General features: G+C 44.3%; 9 protein-coding genes. 7 read left to right on the plus strand and 2 right to left on the minus strand.

The features are described 5' to 3' along the window. The first annotated feature begins 96 nt into the window (after positions 1-96). Positions 97-261 carry a hemin uptake protein HemP gene (gene hemP / locus Q0788_RS04145; protein ID WP_010200173.1) on the plus strand — a complete coding sequence of 55 codons (165 nt, stop codon included), beginning with the start codon at positions 97-99 and terminating at the stop codon, positions 259-261. Positions 262-412: 151 nt separating this feature from the next. On the opposite strand, the gene Q0788_RS04150 is transcribed toward hemP, so the two are convergent. Beyond that, positions 413-5407: a translocation/assembly module TamB domain-containing protein gene (locus Q0788_RS04150; RefSeq protein ID WP_298808082.1), complete on the minus strand. Its 4995-nt coding sequence runs from the start codon at positions 5405-5407 to the stop codon at positions 413-415. Positions 5408-5509: 102 nt separating this feature from the next. Further along, positions 5510-9070: an autotransporter assembly complex family protein gene (locus Q0788_RS04155; RefSeq protein ID WP_298808084.1), complete on the minus strand. Its 3561-nt coding sequence runs from the start codon at positions 9068-9070 to the stop codon at positions 5510-5512. Between the two features lie 483 nt (positions 9071-9553). Between Q0788_RS04155 and Q0788_RS04160 the strand changes: the two genes are divergently transcribed. The 6 genes from Q0788_RS04160 to cydB all read left to right on the plus strand — a co-directional run bounded on the left by Q0788_RS04160 (position 9554) and on the right by cydB (position 18861). Then, on the plus strand, positions 9554-10885 hold the full coding sequence (locus tag Q0788_RS04160; RefSeq protein WP_298808086.1) for an MFS transporter: 1332 nt from the start codon (positions 9554-9556) through the stop codon (positions 10883-10885). Between the two features lie 235 nt (positions 10886-11120). After that, positions 11121-11759 carry a 2-polyprenyl-3-methyl-6-methoxy-1,4-benzoquinone monooxygenase gene (coq7, locus tag Q0788_RS04165; protein WP_201571247.1) on the plus strand — a complete coding sequence of 213 codons (639 nt, stop codon included), beginning with the start codon at positions 11121-11123 and terminating at the stop codon, positions 11757-11759. Positions 11760-11995: 236 nt separating this feature from the next. Beyond that, complete coding sequence (locus Q0788_RS04170; RefSeq protein ID WP_298808088.1) at positions 11996-13120, plus strand: hypothetical protein; 1125 nt, start codon at positions 11996-11998, stop codon at positions 13118-13120. A gap of 299 nt (positions 13121-13419) precedes the next feature. After that, the gene (locus tag Q0788_RS04175; RefSeq protein WP_298808090.1) at positions 13420-15897 is read left to right on the plus strand and encodes an alpha/beta hydrolase; all 2478 of its coding nucleotides are present in this window, start codon (positions 13420-13422) and stop codon (positions 15895-15897) included. Positions 15898-16348: 451 nt separating this feature from the next. Further along, positions 16349-17845 (plus strand): cytochrome ubiquinol oxidase subunit I, encoded by a 1497-nt coding sequence (locus Q0788_RS04180; protein ID WP_298808092.1) that lies wholly within the window; start codon positions 16349-16351, stop codon positions 17843-17845. Next, positions 17845-18861, plus strand: coding sequence for a cytochrome d ubiquinol oxidase subunit II (gene cydB / locus Q0788_RS04185; protein WP_057759155.1), 1017 nt, complete (start codon positions 17845-17847; stop codon positions 18859-18861). Before Q0788_RS04180 ends, cydB begins: the two co-directional genes overlap by 1 nt. Positions 18862-18917: the final 56 nt, after the last annotated feature.

The following is an 18917-nucleotide window of genomic DNA, read 5'->3' on the forward strand; positions in this document are numbered from 1 at the left end:
AATTTATCAAATCTAAATGATAATTATTATCGTTAAAAACAATTACGCTATGGTTAGCCAATTTTTTAAGCCACTTCTTCTCAAAAGGAATTTACTATGAGCATGGTCATCTCTCGTTATTTAAACTGTCGTGAAAACCGTCTGCCTACTTTGCAATCACAACATTTATTTGCACTGACTAAAGAGGTACGTATCGAGCATGAAGGCGAAGAGTATCGACTACGCCTAACTCGCAACAATCGCTTGATTCTAACCAAGTAACGCCTATTTCAATAGTATCTGTTTCAATACTTCTATAAAAAAACGCCTCATAATGAAGGCGTTTTTTTATAGGTTATACAACTTAAAAATAATTTCAAAAGCGCTCTCAGTTGACATCAACTAGAAAGCAGTTGTCCTCTGAATAAACGATTTAGAACTGCCAACTATAGACCACATCCACTGCATTTTCCGCTGCTGAGCTTGCTTCTACATAGATACGGCGTGTCAATTGATAACGAACAGAAAGGCTGTTTTGCGCATTGAAAACACCCACGCCATAGCGAATGTATAAATCAGGGGTGACGTAACCTGTGACGTTGACATTGGTGTCCTCGCTACTACCTGAGGCATCAACTGTCAGACTCTGCAAACCGAACGCCTGTCCGATTTGATTGGTCAGGCTACGAGTACCACTCAGACCGAAGCTCAGTCCAGCAGCAGCCAGATTATTGGTCACTTGCGATTTGAACCCTTGCTCACTAATTTGCGTCGCGCTCTTATTATCGATGCGGCCTGTCACCAACGCGTTCATTGCTTGCTGCTGGGTCAGTCCTGCATTGTTAAAGACGATAATATTGGGGCTTTCAGTCGTTCCTTTGACACGCAGACCAACTGTTTTGCCATTAATTGTTTTGGCCGCTTCAATACTCAGACTCGGTTTCATCACATCGCCATTGAAACGCACTTGACCATAATTCAGCTCTAGGCTTTGGCCAAAGGCATTGATATTGGTGCGGCGTGAGACCTGCACAACACCTCTGGCACGCATGATACCTGTGCCATTCTGAGTCACATTAATTGCACCTGCCAATGGAATGACTGCGCCAAAACCACGAAAGTTGATATCATCGCCCAAATCAACACCGATATCCGCATTGATGGACCAAGGTTTTGAGATAGCCAGTACTTCATCGATATTGCCAATCAAACGGCGATCTAGTACAACTGCATCCTCAGTCTGAGTAATGATATCTTCGCTGGCTTCAGGAGGACGAATGGTCGCAGACGGCACACTGATTGCCCCTTTTATATCAACATAACGGTCACCTGGGCGCACGATAATATCAATATCAGGATCAATTTCAGCAACCAGTAGTGGCGGCTGAGTGATGACTAAGCCTTCACCGACGATACTCAACTTGGCTTGCAGTTTTTGTTGCCAGTTGACTGTCCCTGACAATTCGCCTTCACCTGTACCACTATTGAATGTGCCATCAATGGTCGCTTGCGTGCCACGTATTTTGGCTGCCACATTTACTTTGGACAGATTCACTGGCAAATCAAGCATGGCTATACGGCCGTCAGAGAGTTTTACGTCGCCATAGAACTGCGGTTTGGTTAAGGTACCACCTAGGCCACCAGCCATTGTAACGTTACCTCTTAGGACGCGCATACCAGGGAAGAAAGGCTTAAATATCGCAAGATCAAGCTCGTTCAGCACCAGTGCACCAGAGATTGGTTTAGGGTCTTTATAAGGATCGACGATCACCTCAGCATAGCCACGCGCACCGCGTCCAGTATTGATGTCAGTACGCAGCTTGATACCCTCAGGCACAGACAGAGCAATGAGAGACACACGCTTGTATGGCAAAGTCATTGATGTGCTTTCACCATCTTGAACGAGGCCTATCTTGCCATTGTCTGAGTATAGCGTGGTATTGATAGTTGGCGGACGACCACGTTGCCATCCGACGATTGCTTTACCATTAATCTTGCCATTCCAGTCAATATCTTCTGGTAAGAACACTGAGAATAACGACGTATCTAAATTCTGCAACGCTACATTGACCTCACCTTGGTCCGGTGATGCCACTAATTTTTCTCGTAGACAGAGCTTGCCGGTTTGATCCGTGGCCTGCCAACAATGAGCGGCAAGCTGTACTTTTAGATCACGATTCTCACCACCCTGATTGTAAGGTAAATTAACAATCAGCTGTGCAGGTTGTAATTGATTCAAAGTCGCATATTTAGATTTGATTCGGCCTTTTCCAATGACACCTGACCAGCTTAGCCTATCTCGATCAAAACCACCTTTTAGCCTAGCGCCGACATCGAGTTGCTTATTGGCCACATTTAGATCGACCACATGAGACTTTTCGGTACCATTAAAAGACGCTTTAACACTATCGAAACTTTGACCAGCAGCATCTAGGCCTTCAGCCGTCACGATTAACTGACTTGGGCTATTGGCTAAGTTGACCAGCTTACCGCGTACACGGCCTTGACGCAATATAAAGCCAGGTAGCGCGAGTCGCTCACCGACCAAATCAATATAAATAGTAGGCAGTGCTTGACCAGCTGGTTGAGACAGCGTGGCACCGCCAGTGACTTTTCCAGCCAGTTGACTAGACAGCTGATCTAGACTGGTAATGTTAATTTTGGTTTGTAGCTGCTTGGCATTGCCGTTAGCCGTGACGTAATTATCACCCCAACGTAGCACCAGATTATTAGCATTTAGGCTATCAATCAAAGCATTTACTTGCTTATACTGTGCTTGGGCATCTTGGGTCTGAAGCTGTTTAAAATAACTTGCTAAATCTTTAGGCAAACGCATTTTCGCTGATAGGCTGCCTTTGGCACTCAGTTGCTGCCCTTTTAGCATGCCATTCAGATTGACTTGTTTAATATTGACGATCTGCTGCGTGTCACTCCAGCGGCCATCTGTATCAATCGTACCAGTGATAAGGCTCGGGGTATCTTTTAGGAAATAGCCAATGTTAAAACGATCCATCACCGCGTTGATATCCCACGCAACGCCTTGACGCACATCAACGGTACCGCTGGCATCGATACTACCTGCCGCACCCACATGACGGAAACGATTGATACGTATCAGCTGACTGTCACCACTGGCTTCTATATTCAGCTTACCTGCTGGCAATTGCTCGGCATCTAATATGCCGTTAAAATTTACGGCAAAGCGCTGCAATGTGCCTGCGGTGTTTTTGCTATTTTTTGGCGCATTTTGCCACTCGCCACTGGTTTTTAGATCGCCTGTGATTATCGCTGGATTATTGGGTAAAAAATAACCCAAGTTGAACTGATCAAAACGACCATCTATATTCCAGCCGATATTTTTACGTAAGTCGATAACACCTTTCGCATCAACTGCGCCCGCTTCACCTTTATAGTTCAGCTTACGAATACTAATCAGCTTTGGCGTACCCGCAGCATCGATAGACATACGGCCTTGTGGTACATCTGCTGTATCAATCCGACCATCAAAACGCGCATCAAATACTGACAGCTCACCACCTACGATATCAACACTGGCATCACCAGCACCTGTGATACCGATAGAACGATCTGCTTGCGTTGCATCGAGCTGCGCTTGCATATCGGTATCGTTTAAAGTAATTACATGACGCTGTCCGCTAACACCATTTTTGGTGATATTTAGCAGTCGGCCACGCGCACTTATACTACCTGTTAGGCGCTCAAGCGGTAAGTCGCTACGATATTTCTTAGGGAGTAGACCTTTGGTACTGGCATCAATCTGCCATGTCAGTGGACGCTGTTTGCTCGCTAACTGAATCTGTCCTGTGCCGGATAAGTCTCCTACTATGCCGTTATAATTAAGACGATTGATATCAATGACATCACCAGCCTTACGTATACGTAGATCATAGTTGCCCTTGGGGGCAGCATTGAGCTCATTGATAACGGCATTGGCATCGACTGATAGGGTTGAACCACGAACGATGACGTCTGCCTGCCCACTAGGACTGTCGATATTGCCAATATTGGGTACGTTACGGCGGGTTAGGTTTTTCCAGTTAGCATCAATATACCAAGGTGCGACTTGCTTGGACTTGGCAGAGGTTTTACCGCGAACCATATTAGCATTGATATGCTCACCATCGCGCTGACGCAAATCTGCATCAATCTGCGTGTTACCAGTACCATTCTGCTGCTGATAACGCAATGACAGCCTACCGTTAAGGGTTTGCGGCGCATAAGCTTTAAAGTCAGTATACTCAGCCGGAATAGCTTGGCGAATATCAAAGTTGCTACCCGTCGCACGCACTGTGGCCTCAAAGCTGTCTTTCCAATCTAAAATACCTTGCAACGCCAAACGTCCCGCTGGCACGTCAGCATCTAGGCGATCTATACGTAGCTGACTGTTGGCGATAACGGCACGGCCTTGATAATGGCCTGATGGAATGTCTTTGGCCGTCAATTCAGTATTGATACGCAATCGTATCTCAGAGATGACGCCAGAAGCTGTGGCCGTACCGCTTTGTAGGCGAATGTTTTGACTGTCAGCATAAGGAATAAGAATATCATCCCACTGTAGTTTTGCATCGAACGGCGCACCCGCATCCAACCCCTGTACTACAAAGTCGCCTTTCACATCACTATCGTTATAACGACTACGTACTTTACCGACAGTACGTTTGAGCGTTCCCGTTGCAGAGATATTCAATGGGTCGATATAGGCTTTTTCAAGGGCGCTGACTTCCGCAATCGCACTCAAATCTAGTGGATAGTCGCCCTGTAGGTCGATCTCTCCTTGTAAGGCACTGACTTTTACGATATCAGCGTACTGCAAATCACCACGGCCAACAGTCACCGTGCTACCTACCCACGTCAGGTCACGCGCCGTAATATCTTGAATAACGATAGGGTCTTTGGTTACTTGCTTATAAGTGATTTTCTTAATTTTTGCTTGGTCAAAACGCAAGTTTACTGGCAACTTTAAAGTTTTATAATCAAACGGTTCACCAGTAGGCGGTTTTTTATTGATGATCTCTATGGTCTGGATGTCTGCATCACTTAAATGCACTTCTTTTGCAAATACTGCACGCCAACCTATTTTGACGTAGGCCTTATCTACCAATATCTCAAGATCTTCAGTCGCTTCAATATCGATATCGGTTACCCAAATACCATCACGCAGGTTACCGCGTCCGTATTTAAAATCAATACCTGTCTCAACACTGATTTTTTCTAATATAAACTTCGTACCAGCGTCCGTTCCTGCTACATAAAAGAATATGGCGAACATAATTGCTAGTACGATAAGCATCAATACCAGAAGTTTGAGCAGAAATGACAACGGATACCAACGCCTAACGGCACGGGCATCACGCTGTGCTGGATCTTCATCTGGAGCATTATTAGGCGGGGTATTTTCTGTCAGCATGACACTCAACTACGTTAAAAAATGAAGACCAGCAATCGGTACGATAAGTGATAATTAGAACATTTGGAGCGACTAAACATTTGGAACTACTATATTAAGCGATTATAACGGTGAACCAATAAAGAAGTGTAGTCGTACTGGAATGCTTTCCTCGGTCACGCCAGCAGCCACATCGACACGCACCATTCCTACAGGCGATGCCCAGCGGATACCGACACCAACGCCGACTTTTGTCTCAGTATCAAAATCTTTGTCGTAGGCATTACCGACATCTGTGAAGAATGCGCCACGGAAACCTGGTTTAAATTCATAGTTATATTCAGCACTACCGACCGCTAGCACCTGCCCGCCCGTTAGATAGCCTTTGTCTAATGGTGACAAGCTCTCGTAGTCATAACCGCGGATACTCTGATCGCCACCTGCAAAGAAACGCAACTTATAAGGCACATCGTAAAAATCATCCGCCCAGATATAACCGGCATTGGCACTACCTAATACTTGATGCTTTTTGTCTTCGCCAAAGCTATAGATACCACTAACACCTGCACGAATAATCGCCATATCGGTATCACTGAATGCGCTATCAGTGCCAGCCTCGATTGAGTAGTACTGGCGCATGCCTTGCGTTGGGTTGGTAGCGTTGTCAGTATCTGTTTTATTGACACCATAGCCAAATAGCAGCGCGCGCTGTTTCGGACTTGAAGAGGTAAAGCGGATAGGCAGATCATCTAGTGCTGCTCCATCAACCCCCGTCTCAAGCTCATCCAAGCGGTAACGTACAGAGTAGCTACGATTCCAACCAGTATCACTACGGATATTACGTGCCAAGGCCGCTTTCAGCGTTGTGGTTGATAGATCGAAATTACCTTCCCCTTGGTCAATCACTTCCTCTTCATAAGTAAGACGCCCATCTAACTTATCATTGAGCGGATGATTCCATGGTCGACTGGCGTATACAGCCACGTTTTTGCTGATTCTCGATACTTCTGTTTCTGCACCCGCTTGATAGCCTTGGCGATTGAGCAAGTTATAATCTATTTTTGCGGTGGCGCGAACGCCTGTATCTGTTCCATAACCAAGACCAACTTGAGCATCACGTGGTTTATCCGCGTATACAAACACATATAAAGGTACTTTTTTGCTTTCTGCAACGTCTTGCGGCGTTTTACGTCCTGCTAGCGTTGGCGGTACAAAGTTCTCGTCAGCGATCAGACTCTTTTCGTCAGGAAATATCTTTTGCGCAACATTACTAATTGAGTCACTGATTTTGCCCAATAGATTATCAGCTTCCTGATCTTTTTCATCAAGCACGCGATCATTCGGCAAGCGGCTTAGTCGTTCTGCTTTTTGTCTGATAGCTTGCAGCTTATCAAGGGTGGCTTCATCAGCCTCAAAATCAATCGCAGCGATATCCGCTTCATTGACCATCTCGCCGCTGTTAGCAGTCAGAGCATTATCGCTCTCTGCACCTATGTCGCTATTATCATTGACCGTATCTTCTTTACTAGCAGTCACATTTAAGGCGGCTGCACCATCATTGCTACTCAGATCTGCGACGCCATCATTGTCTACATTGTTAATATCGTCATCTAATGTGTCGTTACCCTCGGTAGCAGCATTGTCAAACGCTAAGGTACCAGCTTCACTACTATCAGTTGGTGGTAGTATCGACTCGACGTTGACCGTATTAAAGTAACGAGTTGCCGATAGGTCATTACTGAACTTAGTAACTGCTGGACGATAAAACGGCTCACCCGGCGTAAAGCCATAGAGCTGTTGTAATAATGAAAGCTCTACTGGTAGCTTGTCAGGATCTTGGGTCAGCGTATTGGTTTCTTTGTCGTAAGTAAAAAACACCACATCGTCAAACTCGTAACGATCACCCGTGTTGTAAACCAACGAGACATCTGCTTTATTGTCCGGCAAGATGATATCAACGGATTTGTTCAGCCAATACTGGTCAAAGTAGCCGTAGGTATTACTCAAGGCCTCTAAAGCCGCTTTACTGCTCTTATAGACACGGTGATTAAAGATATCACCTTCTTGCGGCGGCAAGTCTGCCTCAAGCGATGCAAACTCTTCTTGCTCACTGCCCTCACCGCGAATCTCAATAATACGGCTATCTACCAGTACCGGCTCGCCTAGCTCTTCAATCACCACATTGACTGTATCGCGGTCAGGTTGGGTCAAACGCATCTCAACCTCATAGTAACCAACGGCTTTAGCAGCATTCTGTGCTGTTTCGCGCAAACGTGGCAATGCCGCAGTAAAGTCAATAACCGACTGAACGGAAGTATCATCTAGTGCTGCTTTGATGTTTTTCATCGGCTGAATGTCATTGTCAGCCTCAACTAGCTGAGCCTTACCGTTAGGAGAGTCTTCAGCGGATACTTGCTCTAGATAAATAGTGGTTTCTACATTTGGCAAAGCCACCACGCCACCGTCATTGAAAAAACGATTGTACAGACGCGTCACGATATTACCTCTATTGCGCGCGCGTGGCCGTGGTCTATTGGCTTGTTCTATACTTTGATCGACGGCCTGAGTATCATTCTGATAATCTGGTAGATAGTCATTCGGATTGATAATGTCTGTTGTCGTACCTTCTACATTGGCAGGCACATTCGTACCAGCTATCACCTCATCACTACTATCATCAGTCGTCAGGCCATTTTCACTCTTAACAGTAGCTTCATTACTAACGGCATCTTCATTGCTAACAGCGCCACTTACCTCAATCGGACGTGACATCCCTTCAGCTGTGCTCGCCTGTTCTTGCGTTGTTTCATTTCTACCCAACGTATCAAGATTGCTAGGCGCGGGCAAGTTTGTCGCATCTAGCTCTACATCGAGACCAATTGGTGATGTTGTGTCATCTAACGTAGCGATTGGCGCATCAAAGTCACTGTCATTATTGCTAATATTGATACTATCAATATCTTGAGCATTCTGCGCATCCATTGCCGCTAGCTCACGATCGATCTGCTCAGGTGTCATCATTTGATAACCCTGCTGCTGAATCTCGGTTGCTTGTTGCAACAGGTCATCATTAGAAGCGATTGATTGAGCATTATTGGGATTATATGAACTGCTTGGACTATCAATGAAAGTTTCTAGATTTTGAGTGTTGTTGTTTTGAGAAGTTGCGTTTTGAGCATTGGCATTTTGCGTCGTCGATTTTTTAGAGCCTGACTTTGTCGAGTTAGGTTTCTTAATGCCCAAGCTCTGTTCGCTATAGTCGTCCAATACTGACTGATCAATGATGCCTTGTTCTACTGCTTTTTTTAGACGTAGCGCATCTAGAGCCATATCTAGCTGAGTATCGTCATCTGACAATGTAGCTGATTGCTTGATAGATGCCTGATCATTCGCAGCTTGACTATTGTTAGTCTGGTTACTAAGCGTTTGATTGCTATCAGTTTGGTCAGCAGCAGATGAGTTGGTGATAGCGGTATTGTTTACATTATTAATGGTATCTGCCATTGCCGCAGGTGCTATACCGAACAAACTGGTCGCAAGCGCAGTGCACAGTGCAGAGCGTCTGAAATTTTTACGCGGCGCTGCTGGATATGTACTTGGATTATTACTATCGTTTTGGATTATGGCTGTGTCACGCTGCATCATTAGACCCTTGCATGCTCGAGTTGAAGGCTGCTTTATCATCTTTACGTCCTATCAGCTCACGCGGCACAATCTTATTAACGATAACGATCGTTAAGTCTGACCGGTGAATAAACTTATAGCAGTTATCTGCAATTAATGGTTTACTACTTTAATTTTATGACTGGTTATCTATAGTGTCGGCTTTAGCACTCTGTGTCTACTGCCTTATAGGCCTACTAGCTTAGAAAAGGCTAATAGCTTATAGATAGCATTGATGGGTAGCAGCCTTTGTTTTCACTACTATTTATACCCTAAAACGCAACCACATAAAATTTATAAATCATAACTTAGTTAAATATCGAATCATAGCATTGACTGCATGTATTTTCACCGAAGCCTTGCTATTATACGGCTTAATATTGATAAAACCTATGCTATATCTTGATATAGTTTTTAATAAAATTTACGATTATTATCATAAAAAAATTGTCGTTCAGCGCCGCTATTTTCTCTATCAGTCGCGATTTATCTGTAGGAATGTCCATGTCCAACCAGTTTCAGTTATTCAAGCGCCGTCGTTTTAGCGCTATGTTTTTCACCCAGTTTTTGGGCGCATTCAATGACAATATTTTTAAGCAGGCGCTCATACTGGTGCTCACTTATACTGCCGCCAGTAAATTGGGCGTAGAGGTCAGCATCCTTAATAACTTGGCCGCCATGTTATTCATCCTACCCTACTTTTTGTTTTCTGCTTTGGCTGGACAGATTGCTGATAAGTATGAAAAATCAAAGCTCACGCAGTTTATCAAACTGCTTGAGCTGGTCATCATGGCAGTTGCCGCAGTCGGCTTTGTCTTTGAATGGTATGCACTGCTATTTGTCGCGTTGTTTTTGATGGGTACCCATTCGACCTTCTTTGGACCGATCAAATACGCTTATCTGCCGCAAGCGATGAAAGAAGATGAGTTGGTCGGCGCCAACGGCCTTTTTCAGATGGGTACGTCGCTGGCTATTTTGGTCGGGATGATTGTCGCTGGTATTTTGACTCAGCTATCACAATCCCTGTACTGGATTAGTGCCACGGTGTTGGTTGTCGCTGTTTTAGGATATTTAGCCGCGCGCTATATTCCTACTATGCCAGCGATGCAGCCTGACCTGAAGATTAACTGGAATATTATTACGACCAGCTTAGCCACTGTCCGTTACTTATACTCTTTGCCTTTTTTGTTCTTTATCATTCTTGGCAACAGCTGGTTTTGGTTTTATGGGGCGACGTTTTTGACCCAAGTGCCAGAGTTCAGCAAGGTGATTTTGCTTGGTGATGAGTCAGTCGTTATTTTCTTACTCACATTGTTTTCTGTTGGTGTGTCAATCGGTTCGGTACTATGCAAAACATTGACCAAAAATAAAGTTAGCTTGCGTCTATTACCTTTTGGTATTGCTGGATTAAGTATCTTTGCTATTGATTTGTATTTTTCACTTTCAGGTTTAGATATAAATGTGAATAATGGCACATTACTTGGCATCGGTGATTTGTTTAATATAAGCGGTAGCTGGCGGGTATTCGCGGATTTATTCTTATTAGGGTTTAGTGGTGGTTTGTACATCGTACCGCTATATGCTTCTATGCAAGCCTACGCACCTAAGAGTCATCGAGCACGTATTGTTGGCGCAAATAACATTTTTAACGCGATATTTATGGTCACATCAGCGATTTTTGCGATTGTTATCTTAAATGTTTTAGGATTTACGCTGCCGCAGTTATTTTTGGTGACAGGGCTATTGAATATTGTGTTTGGCGCATTCTTATACATCAAACTCAATAAACATATTAAGCATGCCGTTATCCAAACTAACGATGGTATAGCACCGTAAATATGGTTAGCTCAATAGATACAGTCTAACCGTTGCGCTGATGATTTTGTTGCTGTTATAGCTATAGTAATCTACCAACCATCTATAGATTATTTATGAGCTATCTAGACAGTAATATTTGAGCCGATAATTTGGATTGTTTGTTATAGTAATACGCATTATGCCGTTGCATTTAGACGGTAATACATTTTATTTTATTGACAGTTTTTAACACCATCAGGAGTGAGTTATGACCCTGCGTCCTTTATCTAAAATTGACCAGTTGTTACTTGGGGTCGATAAGGCATTACGAGCTGTCGTGCCCCATTCCAATCCAAGCACGCGTCCGTTGCCCGTCAGTAGCGATGAGATTCCTGAGTTGACCATCACAGAGGCGCGGCACGTCTCAGGTCTTATGCGTATCAATCATACAGGTGAAGTATGTGCCCAAGGTCTATACCATGGCCAAGCGTTTGCCGCAAAAGATAGTGGTGTCAAACAAGCCATGCAACAATCGGCCGAAGAAGAAGTCGATCATTTGGTCTGGTGCGAGACTCGTCTAAGCGAACTTGGTAGCCATGCCAGCGTATTTACGCCGCTTTGGTACGGTATGTCTTTTGGACTCGGTGCAGTCGCAGGCGCGATCTCAAATGAGTTTAGTCTAGGGTTTGTAGCGGAGACAGAAGCTCAGGTCAGCGAGCATCTACAGGATCATATCAAGCAGTTACCTGAACATGATCAGCGCTCAAAAGAAATATTGGCACAAATGGATAAAGAGGAGCTGCACCATCGTGAGCTAGCACTTGCAAGCGGCGGCGCTGCTTTATCTCCTCCAGTACGTCGCACCATGCGATGGATGGCAAATCGTATGAAAGATACCGCTTATCATTTATAGCTTATGGTTACAGGTACTGTGGTTAGCTGCTGTTGTCGATTTTCTTACTAATTAATAGCTGCACAGGTTTACGTAGGCTTGCTTAATTCTAGTGATTAACAATCCTACCACAGATAGCGTGAAGCTTAATTTGCTACGGTATTAAAAACTTGTACGATTTTGCAGCAATGCGCTATTTATATTACCGTCCAATCAATGAATAACAACCAAATAAATTAAACAAGGTAACGATTTTTATGAAAGCGATTCTCTCTAGTAGCCACTCTATTAAGTCACCGAAGTTTGCAACGTTGACCGTCATGGCTGCAACCTGTGCCATGTTATTATCTGCACCTGTGAATGCAGCAGAAACTGACGCCACTGCAACGGCTGTACCTAGTGCAATGGACTCAAGCAAACGTGTGATTCGTCTTGCTCGTCCTAATGCAGCCATTAGTCCTGCTCAAGCCAATGCCGCGCAAACAAGCTTGCCAGCTACACCTGCGAGCAACAGCCAGCCGACTAATGCTCAAACAAGTAACATGCAACTAAGCGGCACTCTGCAAAACAATGCATCTGTTAGCACTGCTCAACCTCAAACACCACAAATGATGTCGCCTGCTGCTGCACCTGTCATGAACGGCACTACTCGTGTCTATGAACCTGGTCCAATGACAGCTACCGGTATCGACCTGCGTAGCGGACAACTTCCGAATATTCCTACACCGCAAGTACAGCTCTCAGACATGAGCTTTGTTAAAACTGTACTAATTCCACAACAAAAAGGGCTAGGTACTGATAAGCTTGATGTCAGCTTATTAGATGACTTCATCGCTGATGTATCCCCTAACGCGCGCCACTATCCACCAAACTTCCCTAACCGCACACAGCGTCATTACACTCGTGAAAAAATCAAAGTATTAGCGGATTGGATCGAACCTTATGCTAAGTCGCCAAATGCTTCTTATGATGTGTTGCTTCGTGCTGCTAAGCTAAACGGTATGGGTCGTAACCTAGACTTGGGTTCAGACTACACGGTACGTGGTGGTCAGTATGTCGATCGCGCTATCAAGCTGCAACCTGATAGTGGTGAGGCTAACTTCCTATACGGTATGATGCTATCAGAGGGTGGCGGATTCAAAGAAGGTCAAAAGTATCTAGATCGCGCTGTCGCTCTAGGGTACACCGAAGCAGAACAAAGCTTGGCACAGTCAGATCTACTTAGTGACCGCCGTGCTAATGCGTTAGAACGCCTACGTCGTCTTGAAGGGCAATACCCTCACAATACTGTTATTCCTCAACAAATCAAACTCGTTGAAGAAGGCAAATTCTACATTTGGGATATTCCTGCCCCTGACATCAGTGTAAAACCAGGTGCTTAGAAATTTTATACTTGTTGAGATTAACTATTGAGGGGTTCACTCATAAGATATTTGTTTAATAAGACCCTTAATAGATAAACACTCTAATAAATAATCTAAGCTTCAAATACCAAGCGCTTTTGTTTTATATCTATAAGACAAAAGCGCTTTTTTTCGATTATCAGAAACCCATTCATTTTAAGACTCGCCTTTGTAGAACTGCAAATGAATAGTCTAACGCCAACAGTTGCGCTACACTCATTATCAATTGCTACTTTCATTACTCATACTCTCATAACTACCGTTTATTGGACTGACTTATGACTTTCGCTGGCTTTAGCAAACAGACAATAATGCATACTAATAAAAAAACCCTGCCCATTACGTCACTTATGCTTTTGGCGGCAGCAGTATTGCTACCAGCGTGTAGTACGGTGACGGTAGATAAACAAGCCTCGGCCAAGACCATCTCAGCGCAGCGCGGCAATATCGTCACTGACAATGCGCTAAGCAGCGACACAGCATCTGCTTTGCTATCAGCAGGACTGAATGAGCAAGCCTGTATGCAGCAATTTGACTTATGCTTAACTCAGCTCTCTGATAGTATGCTTAATAGGCACTATCGCCCTGCTTTGGCTATTTTTGCAGAACTGCACTATGCAAAAGCGCGTCAACTATCTGATTCAAAAAACTGTCGTAATGCGCTGGCACGCCCGCCACTTGATCCGTATTACGCCAATGCGCCTTTAAGTAATGAGGATTCAAAAACACAGCAAGAAGAGACTGACCTGTGTTTGACCGATTATCAAGCAAGGTTATTTGATGCCGTCAAATACAGCTACACCTATCTGTTTTATGACAGTCTGACCCATGACTTTGAAGGTGCAGAGCAAAATAGCAATAGCCATCGTGCGCAAAACCGTATTCCAAATGACAACGACATCCAAACCCAAGACATTTATAACGCTGCCAGTAACGACGTTATTACTCAAATTTATCAATCAACTGAAAATGCCAATAAGTTGATGGGTGATACAACAGTAGAGTATTTGCCAATAACCTCTACCAAGCGTGATAACACGGATGAAGCAGCGATTGCCAATCGACCACCACTAAAGGGCAAAGCGACAGACCAAGTCAAAGTCATGAAAGTGACTGTAGATGATTATAACCTTGATATTTATTTGCCCAACGAAAACAACTATCTGCAAAACGCTCATAAACAAACTTCCGCTTTGGCAGACTTATCATCCACTTATGAGCTACGGCTCTCCGGTCTCAATTCCGTTAGTAAGCGCCCTGGTTTGGGCATCAGTTTAGTGGCGTCGTTGGATGATCGCTATACCACCACAATCCGTCAATTATTGGTCGCCTCCTTATCTGGTCGACTAACAAATGAGAATAAAAACACCGATGATAGCGAGCCAAGCTCTCGTATTTATCCGACGGGACATCTTTTACTAACTGGATTGATTAAGCCAGATGGCAATAGCGTATTAGATGCGCTGAGCAGTCGTAAGCTTGATATTCATTTATATAACCCTTACCAAACCGAATCCATTAATATTCTCAATGATGACTACCCATTGGCAGCCAATTTTTCGGCGGGATATGGTTTATGGTTATCAGAGAACCAGTTAGATGGTGTGGGTTATTTAAACTTGATTACGCGCCAACCAGATGCTCAGCTGCCCAAACTCTTCATGCTTGAGCCTTATGATCCTGATAAACGCGTGTTGATTATGTTGCACGGGCTAGCTTCTAGTCCGGCCACATGGGTCAATCTGACCAACGATATTCTCAATGATGACAAACTGCGTGATAATTACCAAGTTTGGCAAATATTCTATCCAACCAATCTGCCTATTTTAGAAAATCGCTATCAGATTCAGCAGTTAATCAACAGCACATATCAGCAGACTGATCCCAATGGACAAAATCGTGCCAGTCGAAATAGTGTGATTATCAGTCATAGTATGGGTGCCATTATCGCTCGCATGATGCTGTCTGATGAAAATTTAGTCGATGATTTAGATAAGCTTAATGATAAAGATATCCTCTCTAGTAATGAAAAACAGCAAATCCGTAATGCGCTCCAAACGTCTTTTGGCGAAGATGAGTTAAAGGAACGATTTGAGCTACAAGCATTGCCACAAGTAGACACCGCTGTCTTTCTATCTGCACCTTTCCGTGGTACGGATTATGCAGATCGTTGGTTCACCCGTGCACTACGCCGCATCGTTTACTTACCCGTAGGTCTGGTCAAGACATTCACTGATAACTTGGCGACCATTGCCACACAAGGCGACTTGGCACAAAACCCACTAGGCGCATTATATTTGCAGAACGGTGCCAGCCAGTTAAGTGACAAGTCTTCTTTTATAGAATTAACCAAAGACATCACTATGAATGAGCGTATCACTTACCATTCAATCATTGCCAATAACGATGCCGATATCACTAAAGGACTGGCACAAACGCAACCAAACGGTGCCAAGATTGATTTGTCTCAAGCTGTAGAAGACAATGCTGGAAATGAAACGGCGAGCGTTGATGTCAGCGACAATACTGAGACATCACAGCTACCACCCGAGCCGCTTGTTGCCGCTGTGACAGTCAATGATGATATCAGTCAAGCACTGACCGAGCGTTTGTCAGATGGTATCGTTCCTTATAATAGTGCCCATCTCGATGGTGCTGCGTCTGAAACAATTATCAATGGCGGTCATAGTATCCAGACCAATCCGCAGACCATTTTGACGTTGCGAAGAATTTTGCATAAGCAGCTACAAGAATGATGTAGATTTTTGTTATTTCACAAGGTTTTTGATGTGCAAATCGTAACCTTTAAACATCAGTTATAGGTTTCGGATAAGCAGTATGCTCACGCATACTGCTTTGTTTTTAATAATATTAATTTTATTTTTCAATGTTTGAATTATGTTATTTTGATGACTTTTAGGTCTGCAACAGACAGACTGGGTTGCTTGCGTGTATATCTAGGTGAGCGCATAATATATCCATAGCACATGACAGTAATATGTAAATTTATAAGGACATAAATTATTCAATTCAGCTAAACAGTGAGTCGCAAACTTAGCCACAATTTATGTCTAATGGAGCTAAGTCCACGTCACTGAGCTATTGCCCGTAATGCTTGCCACTTTGATCGATGGATAGTTACGGACAGTTACTTGAGCGTTGTATGGAAGTCAGCGCTATTCAGCTAACAGATGAGAGTAACCGTTTATGTTCGCTACATTTATGATTGACCAGCTCGATGCGCTGATGCTTGCGCGTATTCAATTCGCTTTTGTTATCTCGTTCCATATCGTCTTTCCTGCCTTTTCTATCGGACTTGCCAGCTGGCTTGCGGTACTTGAATTCCGCTGGTTAAGAACTGGTGAACCTATTTATGCTGAAGTGTACAAGCATTGGGTCAAAATATTTGCTGTCGTCTTTGGTTTAGGGGTGGTATCAGGCGTGGTGATGTCCTACCAGTTCGGTACCAACTGGGCAGTATTCTCTGATAAAGCCGGTAACGTTTTAGGCCCATTACTCGCCTATGAGGTACTGACAGCGTTCTTCTTGGAAGCGTCCTTCTTAGGTATTATGCTATTTGGGTGGGGCCGCGTCAGCAAACGCATGCATTTTGCCTCAACCGCCATCGTTGCTATTGGTACCTTGATTTCAGGTTTTTGGATATTGGCTGCTAACAGCTTTATGCAGACCCCTCAGGGCTTTATGATGGGTGCAGATGGCCTACTCTATCCTACCGACTGGCTTGAAATTATCTTCAACCCATCGTTCCCTTACCGTTATGCTCACATGATGACCGCAGCCTTTCTGACGACTGCTTTTGTCATCGGTGGTATCGGCGCATACTACATTCAATCCAAAAAGCATGTCGAGCACCGCGCGCATGGTCGTGTGATGCTAGGTATGGCGATGATTATGGCCATCTTTGTTGCGCCAGCGCAGGTATTGATTGGTGATGAGCATGGTCTAAATACCCTTGAGCACCAACCTGCTAAAGTTGCTGCGATGGAAGGGCTCTGGGAGGATGAGCGCGGTGCTGCACTACGTCTCTTTGCGATTCCCGATCAAGAAAATCAGACCAATAAGTACGAAGTAAAAATTCCTTATGTGACCGGTTTAATCCTAACCCATTCATTAGATGGTGAAGTTAAGGGGCTCAAAAACTGGGCACCTGAAGATCAACCACCCGTTATCATCGTGTTTTGGGCATTTCGTATCATGGTTGGTATTGGCATGCTTATGGTGCTGGTCGGCCTATTCAGTCTATACAAATACTTCAAGAAACAGCAGTTCGATACTGACAGTGTCTGGTTCCACCGTGCTTGGATGATGATGACTCCGCTTGGTTTTATCGCCTTATTATCAGGTTGGTTCGTAACCGAGACAGGACGTCAGCCTTGGACGGTTTACGGTGTCATTCGTACTGCTGAAAGTATGTCTCCGCTTGCAGCACAGCAAGTAGCCACTACCTTGATTGGCTTTATCGTACTGTACATATTTGTCTTTGGTGCAGGCAGTTTTTATATCTTGCGCTTGATTGCTCAAGGGCCGAAACCTTATACAGATCCTGCAGAAGATAACTTCTACGAGCACTCAGTAACTGAGAGTCAAGGCCGCGCGTTAAGTGGTGATAGTAATCCTGCCAAAGGTACTGAAGAAGGCTTAGATGAGCCTGCAAATGATGTCGATGATGGAGGACTACGCTAATGTTTAACTTCGGTGATGTATTAGATTTACCTCTCATTTGGGGCGGTTTGATTGCTTTGTCTGTCTTTGTCTATGTACTGCTTGATGGCTTTGATTTGGGCTGCGGTATCTTGTTCCCATTTGCAGGATCAGATAAAAACCGTAGCCGCATGATGAACTCTATCGCGCCATTTTGGGACGGTAATGAGACGTGGCTAGTACTAGGCGGTGGTGGTCTATTCGCAGCATTCCCTGTTGCTTATGGCATCATTATGACAGGTCTTTATTTACCCGTGACTGCCATGCTGTTCGGTCTTATCATGCGCGGCGTAGCGTTTGAGTTTCGCTTCAAATCCTCTTCACGTCGGCATGTATGGGATACTTTTTTCTTTGTCGGCTCAGTCGTTGCCACTTTCTCTCAAGGTATTATGCTTGGGGCATTAGTGCAAGGGTTAGAAGCCAGTAACCGTCTATATACTGGTGGCCCATTTGATTGGCTCACGCCTTTCTCAATAGTGTGTGGATTTGCCATGATTATCGGCTATGCCTTGCTTGGCTCGACGTGGCTTATTATAAAAACAGAGCACACATTACAAGTATGGGCGCGCCAAGTTTCTAGATGGATGCTTACTGCGTTACTAGTAGCGATGGTTGTGGTCACAGCGTTTATGTACTTCTCAGACATCGATGCGTTAGAAGGATGGTTTAGTTTCCCAGATTTGTTATACCTTGCTCCTATGCCTATCATTGTCATGCTTTTATTCTTTATCATGCGTAAAGACTTAAAAACTGAGCGTGAGTATCGTCCATTTTTGCTAACGGTTGCTCTATTTTTAATGGGTTATATCGGGGTTTGTTTCGCCCTATTCCCTTATATCGTACCGTATCAAATGACGATTTATGAAGCGGCGGCTGCCGATACTTCGTTATCATTTATGCTGATTGGCGCCTGTATCATGTTACCGATTATCTTGAGCTATACAGCATTTGCTTACTATACCTTCAAAGGTAAATCTGATCACAATCCGATGTACTAGTCGCTAATCGCGGCGGGCAACGGATCAGCTAAAAAGGATGGCTATCATCGTTTATA

Origin of the sequence: uncultured Psychrobacter sp., assembly GCF_947500265.1 — a bacterium.
Lineage (GTDB): Bacteria > Pseudomonadota > Gammaproteobacteria > Pseudomonadales > Moraxellaceae > Psychrobacter.